Genomic DNA, 15,937 nt, shown 5'->3' with positions numbered 1-15,937 from the left:
ACGCGGCTTTTGAGATCCCGTCCGTAAGCACACGAAGGAAGCTTCGTCCGCTGCGGACCATCTCTGGACAGGGCAGGCCAAGCCGGGATGAAGAATGGCTCGTCCTGGTTTTGCCTTCTGTCAGGCTCGGAGAGGCAAGGCTTGGCTAGGGAACCATGCTTGAACTTGGGTCATTGATCCGACACGTTTGCCACCTAGGTGGCGGAGGCGACGTTCCGCTTCGGCGACTGACGCGCTATTCTGACCTGTAACGAACATCGAGCCGGTGCCGACCTTTGAAGCATAGCGACAAACAGGGGCCAACCCTTCGGATCCTCACCTATAATGTCCATCGCTGGCTCGGCACGGACAGGAAGATCTCACCGCAACGGATCGCGGATGTCATCGCGTCCTGCGATCCCGATATCGTCGCGTTGCAGGAGGTCAGGGTCGGGCGTGTGCGGGCCGGGGAGATCGATCAGGCGGCGGCTGTGGCTTCCCGGCTCGGCATGGACCTTCACTTCCAGCCCACAATCCGAATCCTCGGCGAGCAATACGGCATCGCGGTCCTGACCCGCCATGCCTCGAGGATCGTGCAGTCGGGCCGCCTTCCCACGCAATCGACAAGGCCATCCTTCGAGAAGCGCAGCGCCCTCTGGGTTTCCGTCGAGATTGACGGCCAGACGGTCCAGGTGGTCAACGCCCATCTCTCCCTGCGCTCGGGGGAGCGGCGGACTCAGGCGGCCGCCCTGATCGGGCCCGATTGGATCGGCCACCCCGATTGCGGCGACCCGGCGATTCTGCTGGGCGATTTCAACGCGCCGCCTTACTCGCGCTCCTACCGTCTCATCGCGAACCGGATGCAGGACGCCCAATTGTCCAATTCCTTCGGAGAGCCGCAGCCGACATTCCACACGCGGGCGCCCGTCCTGCGCCTCGACCATGTTTTCGTGACGAAATCCATCGAAGTGGTCGATGCCGGTCCGGTACGGAATCCGATGACCCGCGTGGCATCGGATCATTTTCCGCTTCTGGCGGAATTGCGCGTGCGCAAACGGCTTGGTACCGCCCTGCCGAGCCGGACTCGCGCGGGAGAGCTGCTCTAGCACGCCTCGCAGACCAAGTTCGCATCAGACAGGCGCCCAAGCCACGGCGGTCGCCGTTCTACCGGCACGAAGGAATAATGGATTAGGCGGCTATGGATGCCTTGAACAGGTCAGCATGTGACATAGTAATAAGCCACGCAGTAACGTTATAAGTATATACATTACCGAAGGCGTGGAATCTGATGAAGCTATATTATACTCCTGGGGCCAGTTCGCTTGCCGCGCGTATCACCGCTTTCGAAGCCGGTCTGGATATCGAATACGACAAGGTCGATCTGAAGACGAAAACGACGGCATCGGGGCGTGACTTCATCCAGATCAACCCCAAAGGTCATGTTCCTGCTCTGGTTCTGCAACATGGTGAGATCTTGGCCGAGGTTCCGGTCATTCTGGAATACCTTGCGGACCAAGCGCCGTCGGCCCAGCTCCTCCCAGATCTCGGTTCCTGGGAACGCTACCGGGTGAAGGAATGGCTCGACTTCACCGGCGCGGAGCTTCACAAAGGGTTTGATCCGCTCTGGGAGGCGCCAGTGCTTCCCCAAGCCCGAGAGCTTGCTGTCCGCCGTCTCCAGAAGCGGATCTCCTTCTTGGATCAATGCCTTCGAGGGCAGTCCTACCTGGCCGGCCAGCAGTTTACGGTGGCCGATGCCTATTGTTTCACCGTCCTGAAATGGGCTCGCTTCCACAGGATTGAACTGACCGGTCATGCGGCGGTCCTAGAGTACATGTGGCGGATCTCGGATCGCGAGATGGTCAGGAGGGCTCTGCAGGCTGAAGGACTGCCGATCGCGGCCTGACGCGGGGCAGCCGGCGAAAAACCGGTTCCACTTGCTCGCACGATGCGCTAGGCACCCGGTGCCATGCTTCCTGTTTCCGTTTTCATCATTGCCAAGAACGAGGCCGACCGTATCGGGGCGACCATCCGCGCCGTCCGAGGCCTGACGGACGATATCGTCGTGGTCGATTCAGGCTCGACGGATGGAACCCAGGCGGTGGCCCAGGAGCTCGGTGCCCGGGTGATCTTCAACCCATGGCCCGGCTATGGGCTTCAGAAGCGCTTCGCGGAGGACCAGTGCCGACACGATTGGCTGCTGAATCTCGACGCGGATGAGGAGGTCTCGCCGGAGTTGCTGGCCGAGATCCGACGGTTGTTCGCCCAGGGAGAGCCATCCTGCCAGGCCTATGGGATCCGCATCGCCGAGACCTATCCGGGCGAGGCCGCGCCCCATCCGCTGGCCTACCGGATCGCACCCGTCCGGCTCTATCGCCGGGACGCCGGCCGGTACTCGTCATCGCTCGTCCATGACCGGGTCGATCTGAAGCCGAAGACTAAGGTAGGCAAGCTGAAGGGCCTCGTGCACCACCGGTCCGTCCGGTCCCTCGGCGATCAGTTGGCCAAGCTCAACAGCTACGCTGATCAGCAGGCTGTCGACCTTGAGGTGAGGGGGGTCTCGATCCCCACATGGCGGGTCTATTTCGAATTTCCCGCGGCGTTCCTGAAGGTCTATTTCGGCCGACTGCACTTCCTGCGCGGCACCTATGGCTTCTTGATCTCCATGAACTACGCCACGTGGCGTCACCTGCGCCTAGCGAAGCACTATGAGCGCAAGCGCCTGGGAGCGCTCGCGAAATCGGACGCCCAGGCGAAGCGGGTCAAGGCTTAATACCTCAAAGCGCGGCGACGACCTGGATCTCGAGCTTGTAATCCGGGTCGGCCAGCTTGGATTCGACGCAGGCACGCGCCGGCGCTTGGCCGGGAACGACCCAGGCGTCCCAGATCGCGTTCATTTCATCGTAGAAAGCGATATCCGCGAGCCAGATCGTCGCCTGGAGGATCCTGGACTTGTCGCTGCCGATCTCCCCAAGGGATTGCTCGATCTGTCCCAGGATGTCCCGGGTCTGCTCCCCCGCCGACAGACCCAGGGTCGTCTCGGGCACGTAGCCCGAAAAATAGGCCGTCCCGTTTTGGATCACGAGGTCGCTGTAGCGCGCCGCAACGCCGATCCGCCGAATGTCTGTCACGATGCGCTTCTCCTCATGCCCGATCACAGGTCGGGCTCGTACCACAGGTCGAAGCCCCGAGGACAGCCGAAGATCGTCAGGCGAATGAGGAAATGGCGGAGATGGAGGGATTCAACCGCCACGCTTGCCAAGTTTTGATAAATAAAGGCTTTTTGCGTTTGCCTCAATGCCCCTTCGTAGCACTTTCTTGGGGCACCCGGCAACTCAGATCAGATGTTGAAAGCCTTGGCCGTCGTCCAGGACAGGTGTTCACCACATCGCTGGAATTGAGCAATCCGGCTTGGATCGATGAGGGCGACCATATCATCATGCGGCTTTGAAAAAGCGGCAGGCTGGTCGAGATCCAGCCTGCCGCTCACCTCATAAGATCACATGCTTCTTCGCGAAGAATTCTAGATATCGACCTGCACATCCAGCAGCGGAGCGTATTGTTGCGCCCCGAAGATATCCGAGTCGCCGGCGCTGCCGCTCGGACGGAGTCGGAAGATTGTGAACTTGATGGCGCAGGCCGGATCGTATTCGACGAAATCGGCGATGCGGCTTTCGTCGATCGCATAGAGCTTGGCCACGGTCGCAGGCGTGAGAGCCTTGCTCCGCAGAACCTTCTCATAGATGCCTCGGTCCGTGAAGATGATGTCGAACGTGATCTTGTCGACGCCGGCGTTTTTACTGCGAATGGTCTTCGCGAGGTCTGACAGCTTTTTCATGATGGATGTCCTCAGGCGCCGACGGTGACGGTGTGGGTCGGGAAGAGTTCGAGCGGATCGTCGACGGCCAGCGTGTGATTGAGGGTCCAGCGATAGGCAGGGGATGCCTTCAGGACTTCGTCCAGCACGAAGGCGACGCCGCCGGCTGTGCCCTTCACCTCGGGCAGGCGTGCGTAGAAGAGCTGGCGCGTACCGGTCATGCAGACTTCCTCCGCCATTTCCTCCGTCGAGGCGACGCCCTGCACGATGATGCAAAGCTCGTGAGCCGGAGTCTTGACCGGCTCGAGATCGCCCATCACGCCGTTCTTGCCGTAGACGCCATAGTGCAGCTCGTAGCCTGTCTGGCCGAAGCGCTCGACGACCTGCGCCTTCGCCCACGCGATGACATCGTCGATATGGGCGATGGTATAGGGATCGCGGACCGAGGCGATGCCGATGAAGCGCTCGCCGACCTTACCCGCGCCTTCGAGCTTCACGCGGATTCGCTCGGCCGGAACGAACTTTTGCCCGGTGACGAGGGTCGTGCGCGGGTCGATCTGCTCGTAATGACAATCCCGCATGTCGAGGCGTCCGCCTGCGACGAACTCGTCGTAGGGATTCGAGCGCTCGTACATCGCATGGCCCGCGACCGAGGCGATGGTGCAGCGCTGGTCGGGGTGCATGGCCGTCACGGTCACGCCGCTGCCGTTCACGGCGCCGAGAACGGTTTCCTTCGCGCCATAGGGCTCGGCGCAGAAGGAAGCGCATTCGAGAACCTTGCCGAGGTAGTAAGCGTCGGCCTCGCTCGTGCCGCGATGTAGGGCGGGCGCGGCGAAGACTGCGCAGTCGCTCGAGCGGCCCCCGATGATGACGTCGCAGCCCTCTTCCAGAAGCTTGCGGTAGGGATGAATGCCGGCCATGGCGACGATGCGGTCCGTCGCGTCGAGTTCGGCCTCAGAGAGGGCGTTGCGTCCGTCGAGGCCGAGCACCGGCTCGTCGCTTCCGATGGCCTTGCGCACCCGCTCCTTGTCGACCTCGGAGTAGAAGTAACCGAGCTTGAAGGGCGCAAGATTGTGCTTCTTCGCAAGCTCCTTGATGATTGCCACATAACGGTCGACCCGGCTGTTCGTGCCCGTATCGCCGGCGGATCCGATGACCATCGGCACGTCGATCCGGCGCGCGGCCAGAAGCATGGCTTCGAGATCCTGACGCTGCCAGGCCTCGGGCGATGTGGATGTATCGGTTCCGAGAGGAACCGGACCGATATCGTCGCTTCCGGAATCGGCGGCGATGAAATCCGGCCCTGCCGCCACACCACGCTGGAAGCTATCGGGCTTGAGAGGGGCGAAGCCCAAATGACCATTCGGGCAAATAATTTTTATGGACGGCATGACAGGCGTTCTCCGGTGTGCGTCACAGCGTGACGACCAGGAATAAGCAAGGGTCATGCCAACTGACAAAAAGGAAAGCAAGTCATTGCAGAACAACACAAAATACTATGGCTTCGCGACAAGCCACGACCCTCGCCTCTCAGTATTGGCGACTTCCACGCATGGACGCGCGGGATGCGCGCATTCAGGTCATGTCGAGCTTCAGCATCTGGTGCCGGAGAGCATGACGGGAGAGGCCTAAGCGCGCCGCCGCTTCGGTCAGGCTGCCGTTGGTGGCTGCCAGCGTTTGGCGGATGAGCTTGATCTGAAACGCCGTGGTCGCCTCGTAATAATCGACATTCCCCTTCGCGATCGTCTCCCCGATCTCGGAAAGTTGCCCGGCCTTTTCGCCTTCCTTGATGTCGCGCAGGATGCGGACAGGTAAATGCTTGAGCATGATCGTGTTCTCATCCTCGAGAATGAAGATGCGCTCGAGCAGGTTTTCCAGTTCGCGCACGTTGCCGGGCCAGCGGTAGCGCCGGAAAACATCGATCACGTCATTGTCCAGCCCCCGAATGACACGCCCGTAGCGGCTGCTGAGACGGCGGAGGAAATGCTCGGTGAGGACGAAGATATCGTCTCCCCGTTCCCGCAGGGGCGGCACATTGATGGCGACCACTTGCAGCCGGTAATAAAGGTCCTCGCGGAACCGCCCTGCATTCACCTCCGACAGGAGAATGCGGTTCGTGGCGGCGATGAAGCGCACATCGACCTCGACCGGATCGATGGCCCCCACGCGGCGCAAGCGCTGCGTGTCGAGAACGGTCAGCAGTTTCGCCTGCATGACGAGGTTCATGTCGCGGATCTCGTCGAGAAAGATCGACCCGCCATTCGCAGCCTCGATCAATCCAGGCTTGCGGGAAATGGCTCCGGTGAAGGCCCCCTTCTCATGCCCGAACAGCTCGGATTCGAGCAGCTGGTCGGGAATGGCGGCGCAATTGACGTCGATGAACTCCTGCGTGCTCCGGGGCGACTGCTGGTGCACGAGACGGGCGATCAAGCCCTTTCCGGTGCCGGTTTCACCGTAGATGAGGACGGCACGCGCCGCGCTCCTTGCCACGCGTTCGATAAGGCGTCTGACTTCGAGGATCGAGGCGTGCTCGCCGATCAGACCTGCTTCGTAAGCCACACTGTTCCATCCAGGCTAGAGCCTTTTCAGGCGAAGTGGACCCGGTTCGCCGTCCGAAAAGGCGGACAAATAAAGGAATCCGGAGCGGTTTGCGGTTCTGGCGAACCGCAAACCGCTCTAGGGCCGGCACTCGAAGGAACTCCACTGGCCGGCACAGGGTTCACGGGATGAAAAGTAGAGGCGAAGCTCGGCCGGTGCAAATATGGAGCAGGAGATGGTCCGCGCATCGCCATCCTCGCCGTGACGGCACAAGGCTTCCTGACCGTTCTCGGCGTGAGATCCCATGAGCGCGGCAATCTCCGGGAGCGACGGGCCGTCATCCCGGCCTGAGAGCCACGCCTTGAGCCGTGCGTAGCGCCCCTCCGTACTGGCCGCCATCGGATCGCTCGCCGCTGGAAGCCACGAGGGAGCGCATGCGGAAGACATGAAGTGGTTCGTCCGCACCACATAGGGACCGGTCTCGATGGAAAAGGCCGTGTGTCCCAGTTCGACGGCCGCGCAATCCCCCGACGCATCCGTCATGATGATCGTTCCCCCGCCGGCATGTGGGGTCTTCGCAATGAGTTCCAGTGCCTCCTCAATGGAATCGCAGTTCCAGAGAAGGCGGGTCATGAGGAAGTAGCGTAGGAGTCCCGGGCCGTGATCGCGCGTTGCGACATGGGTATCCACGAGGGCAAGGCCATGGGCGTTCATGCCGCTGGAGAATGCCCCAGGACTGCCGAGACTCCCGACACAGAGGATGGCCCTGCCGGGCCGCTCAGGATCTCGATGGAGAAAGACCCTTTGCAGCAGAGCATGTTCGCCGCGATAGTCGCGGTTCTTGACCAGGACAGGCTTATGCGCAGGCGACGCGCCCCACCCCCAGGCGGAACAGCCATCCACCGCCAGATCGGCAACAAGCCCTAAATGCAGATAAGCGAGAACGGATACGAAGCTGCGCCCGAACCCGTCCGCAATGCCACGCACCTCAGCGGCGGATTCCGGGTCCAGAATGTCAAGCAGGCGCGCCTGCTCATCGAGAAAGGACCGTATGGTTGCCTTCTCCAACAGGGCTCCCGCCTGCGCCAGGCGAGTATCGATGGCGTTCTGCACGGCCGCGACCAGTGGCTCTCCGCAGAGCGCCTGCATCCGCCCACGCGTATAGGAGTCACCTGTGAGCAGGACGGGGGAAGCAGGTTCGGCTTTCATCACGATGCACTCACCAGGTGACAGGCTGCCTTCATGTCGCCCCCGAGATCGCGAAGCGCCGGAACCTCGTGGCGGCAGCGCTCGATAGCAAAGGGGCAGCGCGTATGGAACTTGCAGCCGGGAGGCGGCGCGATGGGGGACGGCAGATCGCCCGTGAGCTTCACCCTTTCCCGCCTCGCACCGGCATCGATCTGAGGCACCGCCGAGAGGAGAGCCTTGGTATAAGGGTGCTTCGGGGCTTTCAGCACCTCGCGGCTCGGGCCCATCTCGACGATGTCGCCCAGATACATCACGGCGATGCGGTCGCTCACATGGCCGATGACACCGATGTCGTGCGAGATGAACAGATAGGTCAGTCCCAGCTCGCGCTTGAGCGATTCCAGAAGGGTGATGATCTGCGCCTGGATCGAGACGTCGAGAGCCGAGACCGGCTCGTCGCAGACGACGAAGCTCGGATTGAGAATCAGGGCTCTCGCGATGCCGATGCGCTGGCGCTGGCCGCCGGAGAACTGATGCGGGAACCGGCCCATATGCGCGCTCTTCAAGCCGACGCTCTCCAGCATCGCGACCACGCGGTCGCGGATCTCCCCGCGCTTGGCGATGCCATGGAGGGAGAGCGGCAGCCCGACGATCTCCTCGACCGACTTGCGCGGATTGAGGGAGGCGTAGGGGTCCTGGAAGATGATCTGCATGCTGCGGCGCAGCGCCGTCATCTCCCGATGCGGCAGCTTCGTGATGTCGCTTCCCTCGAAGGTGATGCTGCCGGATGTGGGCTCATGCAGGCGCAGGACTGTTCGGGCGAGGGTCGACTTGCCGCAACCCGACTCGCCGATGAGGCCGAGTGTCTCGCCCGGCTGGATGGAGAAGCTCACCTTGTTGACGGCGCGAAGATTGAGCGCGGGCTGCCGGGCAATCCTTTGCAGGAGGCCGCTGTTGAGATGGTAGACTTTTTCGAGATCTCGAACTTCAAGGAGAGGTCGATGCTGCATATCGCTCATGACAGGTTCTCCTTGGCGCGAATGCAGCGCGCCTGACGCCCCGGCCCGACGGCAACCATCGGAATATCGGACCGGCACTGGGGCAAGCGGTAATCGCAGCGGTCGTGAAAGCGGCAGATTCCACCGAGCCCGATGAGTTCGGGCACCTGCCCCTCGATCGGCTTGATGGGCGCATCGAGATCCGACAAACGCGGAATCAGGCCGATGAGGCCGCGCGTATAAGGATGCTTGGGCTGGCTGATGAGTTCCTGTGTCGGGCCTATCTCGACGACTTGGCCGGCATACATCACCGCAACCCGGTCGGTATGCTCGGCCACGACGCCGAGATCATGCGTGATGAGCACCACGCTCATGCCGAGCTCACGGCGCAAATCGCCGATGAGATCCAGCACCTGCGCCTGGATCGTCACGTCGAGGGCGGTTGTCGGCTCGTCCGCGATCAGCAGCTTCGGACGGCACGACAGGGCGATGGCGATCATGATGCGCTGGCGCATCCCGCCCGAGAACTGATGCGGATAATCGTCGATGCGCTTGTCGGGAGCCGGAATGCCGACAAGCCGCAGCATCTCGACCGCCCTCGCCCGCGCTGCCTCCCAACGTCCCTTCCGGGGAAGATCCGTGGCGTGGGCGAGCAGGACCTCCTCGATCTGTTCGGCGACCGTGAGGGCCGGGTTGAGCGCGGTGAGCGCATCCTGCATCGTCATGGCGATGTCGCGTCCGCGCAGCTGGCGCCATTGCTCGGCTTCTAGATTTCTCAAATCGGTGCCGTCGAAGCGGATCGTCCCCTCCGCCACGTAGCCCGGCGAACGCACAAGGCCGATGACGCTGGCGAAGGTCACGCTCTTTCCGGAACCGCTCTCGCCCACGATGCCGAGGCACTCGCCTGGATACAGGTCGAGGTCCACTCCATCGACCGCCGTCACCAGCCCCGCGCGGGTGGGAAAGCAGGTCTTGAGGTTACGGATCGAGAGAAGAGGCGCCGTCATCTCAGTCACTGAACTTCGGGTCGAATGCATCGCGAAGGCCCTGGCTTGCCACATTGATCGAGAGGACGAGGACGAGGATGGCGATGCCCGGGAAGGTGCTGACCCACCACGCATCCAGAACGAAGCTGCGTCCATCAGCCACCATCGAGCCCCACGAAGCCGTTGGCGGCTGAACGCCGATGCCGAGGAAGGATAGGCTCGCTTCCAAGATGATCACGTGAGCCATGCGGATGGTGGAGACGACGATCACCGGCGACAGGATGTTCGGCAGGATCTCGCGGAACATGATGTGAAGGCGCGGCGCGCCGATGGCACGGGCGGCCTCTACGTATTCCATCTCGCGTGCTGCGAGCACCTCGCCGCGCACGACGCGCGCGGGAACGACCCATTCCTTGTAGACCAGCGCCAGAATGATGTTCTGCAGGCCGGGGCCCATCATGGCCATCAGGGCGATGGCGAAGATGAGGTAGGGAAAGCCGAGAAGGATATCCACGACGCGCGAGATCGCGATATCGACCCACCCGCGCATGTAGCCAGCGGCGAGGCCGAGCACAGTGCCGATGGCGGTGGAGATCAGGACGACGGCCAGTCCGATGGTGATCGAGACCTGAGAGCCATAGATGATCCGAGAAAGAATGTCCCGGCCGAGCGCATCGCAGCCGAGGATGTAGCTCCACTCGCCGCCCTCCATCCAGGCCGGGGGCTGCAGGCGGCGCAGGAGGTCCGTCTCATAAGGATCGTGAGGCGCGATCCACGGCGCCAGAACCGCCAGCAGAACGAAGATGAGGACGACAATGGCGGCCGCGACGGAGAAACCGTCTCCGGAAAACCGTCTCAGGCTCTGCCATGTCGGAGTCTCTGCCCGCTCCGGCATGGCGGCAGGGGCTTGAATGGCAGCGCTCATAGGCGGACCCTCGGATTGAGCAGCGTGTAGAGGATGTCGGCGACGAAGTTCAGCAGCACGTAGGTCACGGCGTAGAGCAGCACCGCCGCCTGCACGAGGGGATAATTGCGGACGAAGATGCTTTCGACCACAAGGCGGCCGAGGCCGGGCCAGCCGAAAACGGTTTCAACCACCATGTTGCCGCCGAGGAGCGAGCCCGTCTCGATGGCGGCGACGGTGACGGTGGGCACCAGCGCGTTCTTGAGAGCATGGCGCCAGAGAATCCGGCGGCGCGAAAGGCCCTTGGCCTGGGCGAAGACGATGTAGTCCGACCGCAGCACTTCCAGCATGGCGGCCCTTTGGACGCGGGTGAGCACGGCGGCCATGGGCAGCGCCAGCGTGAGCGCAGGAAGGATCAGGTGCGACAGGGCGTCGGCGAAACAATCGGGGCGCCCGCGCAGTAGGCTGTCGATGGTCATGAGCCTGGTGATCGGGGCCACCTCGCAGGCGAAGTCCATGCGCCCGGAAACCGGCAGCCACCGCATCTGCACGGCGAAAAGAATGATGAGGATGATGCCAAACCAGAACCCCGGCAATGAGACGCCGAAAAGCGATCCTATCGCGGCGAGCCTGTCGACGAGACGGTTCTTCTTGACGGCCGCCACGACCCCGAGGGGGATCGAGATCGCGAGGGCCAGGAGCAGGGCCGCGAGCGTCAGCTCTATGGTCGCGGGCAGACGCTCCGCGATGACATCGAACACTGGACGGCGGTGGAAGAAGCTCAGACCGAAATTTCCGGTCAGCGCGTTTCCGATGAAGATGCCGAACCGCTCCAGCGCGGGGCGGTCCAGTCCCATGTCGTGACGGAGCGCTTGAGCCTGCTCGGGAGTGGCCTGCTGATCGGCCAGCATGATCTCGACGGGATCGCCTGGCGTCAGGGCCATCATCACGAAGACGATGACGCTGACGCCGAGGAGAACCGGCAAGAGCTGGGCGATACGACCTATGAGCGCCAACGGTTTCATCGGGCTCTTTCTCCCTGAGCAGGTGCTGGGCTGATGCTTACTTCACGCAAGCGTCGTGAAGGTTGATCTTGCTGTCCGCGCTCGGCTCCCAGCCGCTGACGCGCTTCGAGACGCCGTAGAGATCCTGAGGCAGCCACAGGAAGATCCAGGGAGCGTCCTTGTTCACGATCACCTGCGCCTTCTTGTAGAGATCGGCGCGCTTGGCCTGGTCGAGTTCGACATTGGCCGCATCCAGCAGCGCATCGACTTCCTTGTTGGAGTAGAAGGCACTGTTGCCGCGATCCCCGGTCTTCAGGGTCGGCACGAAGATGTCGGCCGGATCGAGCGAGCCGTTCCCCCACGACGTGAAGTACATGTCGCCGGTCTTCTCGCCCTTCGGCGACCATTTCGCGCGCAGCGTCGAGCCTTCGCCGACATTGACCTTGGTGCGGATGCCCACCTTGGTCAGCATCGAAGCAACGGCCTCCGTCATCTCCTTGAAGGCGCCCTCGGTGTCGATGCTCGCATCAACGCCGTTCGGATAACCGGCCTCCGCGAGGAGCTTCTTGGCCTTCTCGGCGTCAAAGGCATAGGCCGGAAGATCGGGATTGTAGCCGAACGCATCGGGGCTCATGACGCCGTTGAGGGGAACTGCGGTTCCAAGCAGGACCTTGTCGATGATAAGCGCCTTGTTGATCGCCATGTTGGCGGCATGACGCACACGCGGATCGTCGAACGGCTTCTTAGCATTGTTGAGGGCGACGAAGAACGTGCGCGTGCCGTTGACCTTCATCACCTTCGTGTTCGAATTGGCCTCCACTTTCTTCATGTCGAAGGGGGGCAGCTCGTTGATGATGTCGACCTCGCCCGCGAGGAGAGCGGCGACACGGGATGCGTTTTCCGGAATGACGCGGAAGATCGCGCGGTCGACGCACGCCTTGCCGACGGGCGGAATGTCGGTCGCGCCGCCGTAATATCCGTCAAAGCGCTCCATGATGATGGAATCGCCCTTGCGCCACTCCACCAGCTTGAAGGGGCCGGTGCCGTTGGTCTGCGTCGCCAGTCCCTGCGTGCCCACCTTCTCGGTGAAGGCCTTGCTCACCACTTCCTGGAACGGAAGCATGGCGGGCAGGATCGGCCACGGCTCGCTCAAGGTGAACCGCACCGTCCGGTCGTCGACCTTCGCGATCGACTTGACCGGGCCGACGAGATCCTTGCGCGGGCTCGTCTGTCCGTCCATGGCGCCGTCCTTGGTCAGGCGCTCGAACGTGAAGACGATGTCGTCGGCGGTCATGGGCGAACCGTCGTGGAAGGTAACGCCCTGCCTGATCTTGAAGTCATAGGTCAGGGGATCGACCTGCTTCCAGGATTCGGCGAGTTCCGGAACGACCTTCATCTTGGCATCCCGGGTCAGGAGACCGTCGTAAATATTCCGGATGATGGTTTCCGTTTCGCGCTTGCGGTGGTTCGCAGGATCCAGCGTCAGAGCATCGAGGGTGAAACCAACCCGAAGCTCGCTTGCCGCCGCGGGGGCGGATATCGCTGTCGTGACTATGAAAGCCGTGACTGTGAGGGCCTTGAACATTCTTCCTCTCCATTCCGCGATCGGTGTTCCCTGAGCTTATGCTTACGCGGATAATGGAGTAAGTAAGCAAAAAACGTGCCAGTCTAGAGCGAAGACCATTTAGGAATGAAGATCAGCTACTTACCTCGCTTTATCCCAGACGGAAGATGGATATGCCTAGCGTGAAAATCCCGCGTCGCGCGCAGATTGCACACATGACCTCAAGGGCCCATGAGAGAAGATGTCTCGGATAGGAGCGCCGGCAGAAGGGGAAGCGTGTCCTAGACCCGGAAGCACCCGCAGGCCAGCCTCGAGACCTTGCTTGTCGGTCGCTTGCGAGGATAGTGGCGGAGACGGAGGGATTCGAACCCTCGATACCCTTTTGGGGTATGCTCATTTAGCAAACGAGTGCCTTCAGCCGCTCGGCCACGTCTCCACGCGAAACGGTCCGCTTTGGGATCCCGCTTCGCAGGTGGCGCAATAGACGCGAAGAGGGTCTTTTCGTCAAGGTCCAAAATTGCCCATTGCGAGGCTGCTGCTTGACCCTTCAGGGCAGGGTGATGAGAGCGGCAAGCAGGCTGCAGAGCCCCGCGGAGGCGCCGATCAGCAGGAAGGCATCCAGGGCAAAAGTCCAGAGGTCGTGGTGAAATGGGTGCATGATAGACCCCTTTGGTTGAGGTCCGTTCTATCACGCGCTGACGCTACGGCATTGTTCTGGATCAAAGACGTGCTTCAAACCCCGACGGCAAGGGCCGGGCTCCTACCAGAACAGGTTGGACAGCACGAGACTGGCCAGTCCAATTCCTGACAGGAAGATCGGAAACCATCTCGGGCATGAGCAATCGGCTTCGTCGAATTCCACCCTGATCCTCCTTCGGCCGCGGGACGATGCCATCAAAGCCTCTGCGGGCTCGATAGGGAAGAGTGACAGGTGGTGAAATATGAGTCTTTACGACTAAATGCCGGGCAAGATCGATGTTTTCGGCCAATCAAGGGCTTCCTCAGGAGGCAGGGCTCATCTCGGCTTGCCCGTAAAGGTGTCGAATTTCCTCGAAGCTGCGGATAGTGGGACCGGAGGGCCTGACAATGACGGCGCTCAACTGCCTGAACTTGTCGTCGGCCCAATCCTCGACAACCACGGTGACAGCATCGCGAAGAGGCAATGTCGCGATTTTGCACGCCACGTTCATGCCCGCCGACTGCTCATAGGGTCGGGTGAGGGCAAGAAGGTCCACCATCTCGTCCAAATCGTGGGCTGCGGTCACGATGCTCTCCACTGCGAAGTCTCGAACGGGTTCGCGCATTGGCAGGCAATTGTGGCAACCGAATGCCCAAGCTTGGTTCAGGCTTGGACGTTCAACGGAAAAGAGCAGGTCACCCTAAGGCACGACTCGGCGGGCCGGATATCTGAACCGCTTGAGCAGCTCGTCTCCATGACCGACAAGGAGGGAGGCTTCAGGGGGCAGGGTGTCCTCGGTTACGGATTCGAAGCCCGGGAAGAGTCCAAGATAGGCCGTGTTCGGGAGGCTCATGAGGAGGATCGCTTCGCCCGATACCCGGTCGCACGCCGCGGCGAGCATCATCTGCTTCGGGCTTCCGAGCTTGACGAACAGTTCCTCGAACCGATCCTGCATCGGCTCCCACTCAGCGGGATCGACAGCCTTTTTTGCCCAGAGCATCGCCGACTTCCCGACCTGAGGAACCCAGTCTCATGATCATCCTAATCCAATGCGAGCCGGCAGGCGAGCGGGTCAATTCAGGCTCTGCTTCTCGGGTCCTAGTGCAGAAAGGCAGGGCTTCGAAGCATCGCCCGTGGTATCCGGAATAATGAGCACGGAGACCGCATGGCCGTGCGACGCGAGAGTGTCGGCCGCGTCGAAAGCCGATCGCTCCGCATCCTGCCGTGTTGCGAAGGCTGATTGCTCCCGGTCCGCATATGTCACCAGCCACTCGTCCTGGAATTTGAAGACGACGAAGCGGTCCGTATGCATCAGCCCCTCCCATGCCTAGCAACCGAGCCCTGGCAGGCTACCCGATTGCGGTCCTTCGGGAACGAGGCGATGGGGGTAGGCGGCTGGTCAAAGGGATAGAGCTGTGCCGCCGCTCGAGCCCAATATTGCCCGTTGCGCTCTAAGGGGCGCCGGCCGCCGTAAAGCCGGTGCCGTCGGTCACCCCGACGGCACCTGTTCGTCATGGTTCACTCATGTCCGCTCAGAGGGAAGGTAGCCGACCGTCGGGTGTGTATTTGTCGACGGCCTGCGGGAGCTCCCTGGACAGGCGGGAGAGAATCTCCTCGCGGGAGAGGCCGGTCTGCTGTGTCAGGGTCGCCAGGACGTCGGGCCCGATGGCCTGTTCCAGTTGCTGGGGCGCGACCTCCTTGTTCGGGCCGGTACCCACCCAGGAATCGGCAACGTCGCCGTGACCGCTCTGCCGGAAGCTGTCGATCAGCTCGCCCAGGCCGCCGCTCAGGACACCGCCCGGGTTCTGGCCGCTCAAGCCCCCCAGCAACCCGCCCAAACCCCCCAGGCCACCTTGCGCCTGGCCAGGATTGGCCGGTGGTGTGCCTGCGGGATTGTTGTTGGACGCCGCACCGCCGAGCATTTCAGCGATCTTGTCCCGGTTCTGGTAGCCAGCGATGGCAAGAAGCCCCAGAAGGGCAGTCATGGATGGAAAGCCTCGGCTCATGTGTTCCTCCTCGTCCGATGCACGAGAATCCCGGCCGCCCCGAAAGAGTTCCAATTTACAGGCGGCGTTGTGGCAATGGCGGGGAATCCGCGGCCCGAGGAGGCGGCCAAAGGGCCGGATTGACGAACCTCTGCCCGCTGCCGAATGTATGCGCCCGCATTCGGGAGAGTCTTGAAGGGTGAGAGCGATGGCGACGTTCGATGTGGCGGTGATCGGGTTGGGGGCGATGGGAAGCGCCGCGCTCTTCGAACTCGCCAGTCGGGGGCGGCGCGTGATC

Annotated in this window: 18 protein-coding genes and 1 tRNA gene; 4 read left to right on the top strand and 15 right to left on the bottom strand. The window is 62.1% G+C overall.

Features of this window, described 5'->3' with window-relative positions; genetic code table 11:
* The first annotated feature begins 275 nt into the window (after positions 1 to 275).
* The 3 genes from OC446_RS18205 to OC446_RS18195 all read left to right on the top strand — a co-directional run bounded on the left by OC446_RS18205 (position 276) and on the right by OC446_RS18195 (position 2,749).
* Complete coding sequence (locus OC446_RS18205; RefSeq protein WP_262030439.1) at positions 276 to 1,085, top strand: endonuclease/exonuclease/phosphatase family protein; 810 nt, start codon at positions 276 to 278, stop codon at positions 1,083 to 1,085.
* A gap of 182 nt (positions 1,086 to 1,267) precedes the next feature.
* The gene (gene gstA, locus OC446_RS18200) at positions 1,268 to 1,882 is read left to right on the top strand and encodes a glutathione transferase GstA (protein ID WP_262030438.1); all 615 of its coding nucleotides are present in this window, start codon (positions 1,268 to 1,270) and stop codon (positions 1,880 to 1,882) included.
* A gap of 63 nt (positions 1,883 to 1,945) precedes the next feature.
* Positions 1,946 to 2,749 (top strand): glycosyltransferase family 2 protein, encoded by an 804-nt coding sequence (locus OC446_RS18195; protein ID WP_262030437.1) that lies wholly within the window; start codon positions 1,946 to 1,948, stop codon positions 2,747 to 2,749.
* A gap of 4 nt (positions 2,750 to 2,753) precedes the next feature.
* On the opposite strand, the gene OC446_RS18190 is transcribed toward OC446_RS18195, so the two are convergent.
* Positions 2,754 to 3,107, bottom strand: coding sequence for a RidA family protein (locus OC446_RS18190; protein WP_262030436.1), 354 nt, complete (start codon positions 3,105 to 3,107; stop codon positions 2,754 to 2,756).
* Positions 3,108 to 3,199: 92 nt separating this feature from the next.
* Here OC446_RS18190 and OC446_RS18185 point away from each other — a divergent pair, with 92 nt between their 5' ends.
* On the top strand, positions 3,200 to 3,427 hold the full coding sequence (locus tag OC446_RS18185) for a hypothetical protein (RefSeq protein WP_262030435.1): 228 nt from the start codon (positions 3,200 to 3,202) through the stop codon (positions 3,425 to 3,427).
* A gap of 72 nt (positions 3,428 to 3,499) precedes the next feature.
* On the opposite strand, the gene OC446_RS18180 is transcribed toward OC446_RS18185, so the two are convergent.
* From OC446_RS18180 to OC446_RS18115, 14 genes are all read right to left on the bottom strand, one after another.
* On the bottom strand, positions 3,500 to 3,814 hold the full coding sequence (locus tag OC446_RS18180; protein WP_262030434.1) for a DUF4387 domain-containing protein: 315 nt from the start codon (positions 3,812 to 3,814) through the stop codon (positions 3,500 to 3,502).
* A gap of 11 nt (positions 3,815 to 3,825) precedes the next feature.
* Positions 3,826 to 5,184, bottom strand: coding sequence for a DUF1446 domain-containing protein (locus OC446_RS18175; RefSeq protein ID WP_262030433.1), 1,359 nt, complete (start codon positions 5,182 to 5,184; stop codon positions 3,826 to 3,828).
* Positions 5,185 to 5,368: 184 nt separating this feature from the next.
* Positions 5,369 to 6,352, bottom strand: a complete 984-nt coding sequence (locus OC446_RS18170) for a sigma-54 interaction domain-containing protein (RefSeq protein WP_262030432.1) — start codon at positions 6,350 to 6,352, stop codon at positions 5,369 to 5,371.
* A 117-nt stretch (positions 6,353 to 6,469) separates the two neighbouring features.
* The gene (locus OC446_RS18165) at positions 6,470 to 7,540 is read right to left on the bottom strand and encodes a C45 family autoproteolytic acyltransferase/hydolase (protein WP_262030485.1); all 1,071 of its coding nucleotides are present in this window, start codon (positions 7,538 to 7,540) and stop codon (positions 6,470 to 6,472) included.
* Positions 7,540 to 8,538: an ABC transporter ATP-binding protein gene (locus OC446_RS18160; protein WP_262030431.1), complete on the bottom strand. Its 999-nt coding sequence runs from the start codon at positions 8,536 to 8,538 to the stop codon at positions 7,540 to 7,542. Before OC446_RS18160 ends, OC446_RS18165 begins: the two co-directional genes overlap by 1 nt.
* Positions 8,535 to 9,524, bottom strand: coding sequence for an ABC transporter ATP-binding protein (locus OC446_RS18155; RefSeq protein ID WP_262030430.1), 990 nt, complete (start codon positions 9,522 to 9,524; stop codon positions 8,535 to 8,537). The genes OC446_RS18160 and OC446_RS18155 overlap by 4 nt, the downstream gene beginning before the upstream one ends.
* Before the next feature lies 1 nt (position 9,525).
* Complete coding sequence (locus OC446_RS18150; RefSeq protein ID WP_262030429.1) at positions 9,526 to 10,428, bottom strand: ABC transporter permease; 903 nt, start codon at positions 10,426 to 10,428, stop codon at positions 9,526 to 9,528.
* Positions 10,425 to 11,432, bottom strand: coding sequence for an ABC transporter permease (locus tag OC446_RS18145; RefSeq protein WP_262030428.1), 1,008 nt, complete (start codon positions 11,430 to 11,432; stop codon positions 10,425 to 10,427). Before OC446_RS18145 ends, OC446_RS18150 begins: the two co-directional genes overlap by 4 nt.
* A gap of 37 nt (positions 11,433 to 11,469) precedes the next feature.
* Entirely contained in the window at positions 11,470 to 12,996 is a 1,527-nt protein-coding gene (locus OC446_RS18140; RefSeq protein ID WP_262030427.1) for an ABC transporter substrate-binding protein, read from the bottom strand.
* 324 nt (positions 12,997 to 13,320) lie between these two features.
* Positions 13,321 to 13,411, bottom strand: a tRNA-Ser gene (locus OC446_RS18135).
* 565 nt (positions 13,412 to 13,976) lie between these two features.
* Entirely contained in the window at positions 13,977 to 14,240 is a 264-nt protein-coding gene (locus OC446_RS18130) for a hypothetical protein (RefSeq protein ID WP_262030426.1), read from the bottom strand.
* 114 nt (positions 14,241 to 14,354) lie between these two features.
* Positions 14,355 to 14,654 (bottom strand): hypothetical protein, encoded by a 300-nt coding sequence (locus OC446_RS18125; protein ID WP_262030425.1) that lies wholly within the window; start codon positions 14,652 to 14,654, stop codon positions 14,355 to 14,357.
* A 72-nt stretch (positions 14,655 to 14,726) separates the two neighbouring features.
* A complete protein-coding gene (locus tag OC446_RS18120; RefSeq protein WP_262030424.1) occupies positions 14,727 to 14,966 on the bottom strand; it encodes a hypothetical protein in 240 nt (79 codons plus the stop codon).
* A 220-nt stretch (positions 14,967 to 15,186) separates the two neighbouring features.
* Positions 15,187 to 15,660 carry a YidB family protein gene (locus OC446_RS18115; protein WP_262030423.1) on the bottom strand — a complete coding sequence of 158 codons (474 nt, stop codon included), beginning with the start codon at positions 15,658 to 15,660 and terminating at the stop codon, positions 15,187 to 15,189.
* Between the last annotated feature and the right edge of the window lie 277 nt (positions 15,661 to 15,937).

Source organism: Microvirga sp. Mcv34 (assembly GCF_024519725.1).
Taxonomy (GTDB): Bacteria; Pseudomonadota; Alphaproteobacteria; order Rhizobiales; family Beijerinckiaceae; genus Microvirga.
The sequence above is the reverse complement of the archived record's forward strand: the minus strand, read 5'-3'. Positions and strand labels throughout refer to the sequence as shown.

Excerpts from the sequence above, each read along its gene's own strand:
- gstA (WP_262030438.1), top strand. The coding sequence starts at position 1,268 with ATGAAGCTATATTATACTCCTGGGGCCAGTTCGCTTGCCGCGCGTATC.
- OC446_RS18195 (WP_262030437.1), top strand. The coding sequence starts at position 1,946 with ATGCTTCCTGTTTCCGTTTTCATCATTGCCAAGAACGAGGCCGACCGT.
- OC446_RS18185 (WP_262030435.1), top strand. The coding sequence starts at position 3,200 with ATGGCGGAGATGGAGGGATTCAACCGCCACGCTTGCCAAGTTTTGATA.
- OC446_RS18180 (WP_262030434.1), bottom strand. The coding sequence starts at position 3,814 with ATGAAAAAGCTGTCAGACCTCGCGAAGACCATTCGCAGTAAAAACGCC.
- OC446_RS18175 (WP_262030433.1), bottom strand. The coding sequence starts at position 5,184 with ATGCCGTCCATAAAAATTATTTGCCCGAATGGTCATTTGGGCTTCGCC.
- OC446_RS18165 (WP_262030485.1), bottom strand. The coding sequence starts at position 7,540 with ATGAAAGCCGAACCTGCTTCCCCCGTCCTGCTCACAGGTGACTCCTAT.
- OC446_RS18160 (WP_262030431.1), bottom strand. The coding sequence starts at position 8,538 with ATGAGCGATATGCAGCATCGACCTCTCCTTGAAGTTCGAGATCTCGAA.
- OC446_RS18155 (WP_262030430.1), bottom strand. The coding sequence starts at position 9,524 with ATGACGGCGCCTCTTCTCTCGATCCGTAACCTCAAGACCTGCTTTCCC.
- OC446_RS18150 (WP_262030429.1), bottom strand. The coding sequence starts at position 10,428 with ATGAGCGCTGCCATTCAAGCCCCTGCCGCCATGCCGGAGCGGGCAGAG.
- OC446_RS18145 (WP_262030428.1), bottom strand. The coding sequence starts at position 11,432 with ATGAAACCGTTGGCGCTCATAGGTCGTATCGCCCAGCTCTTGCCGGTT.
- OC446_RS18140 (WP_262030427.1), bottom strand. The coding sequence starts at position 12,996 with ATGTTCAAGGCCCTCACAGTCACGGCTTTCATAGTCACGACAGCGATA.
- OC446_RS18125 (WP_262030425.1), bottom strand. The coding sequence starts at position 14,654 with ATGCTCTGGGCAAAAAAGGCTGTCGATCCCGCTGAGTGGGAGCCGATG.
- OC446_RS18120 (WP_262030424.1), bottom strand. The coding sequence starts at position 14,966 with ATGCATACGGACCGCTTCGTCGTCTTCAAATTCCAGGACGAGTGGCTG.
- OC446_RS18115 (WP_262030423.1), bottom strand. The coding sequence starts at position 15,660 with ATGAGCCGAGGCTTTCCATCCATGACTGCCCTTCTGGGGCTTCTTGCC.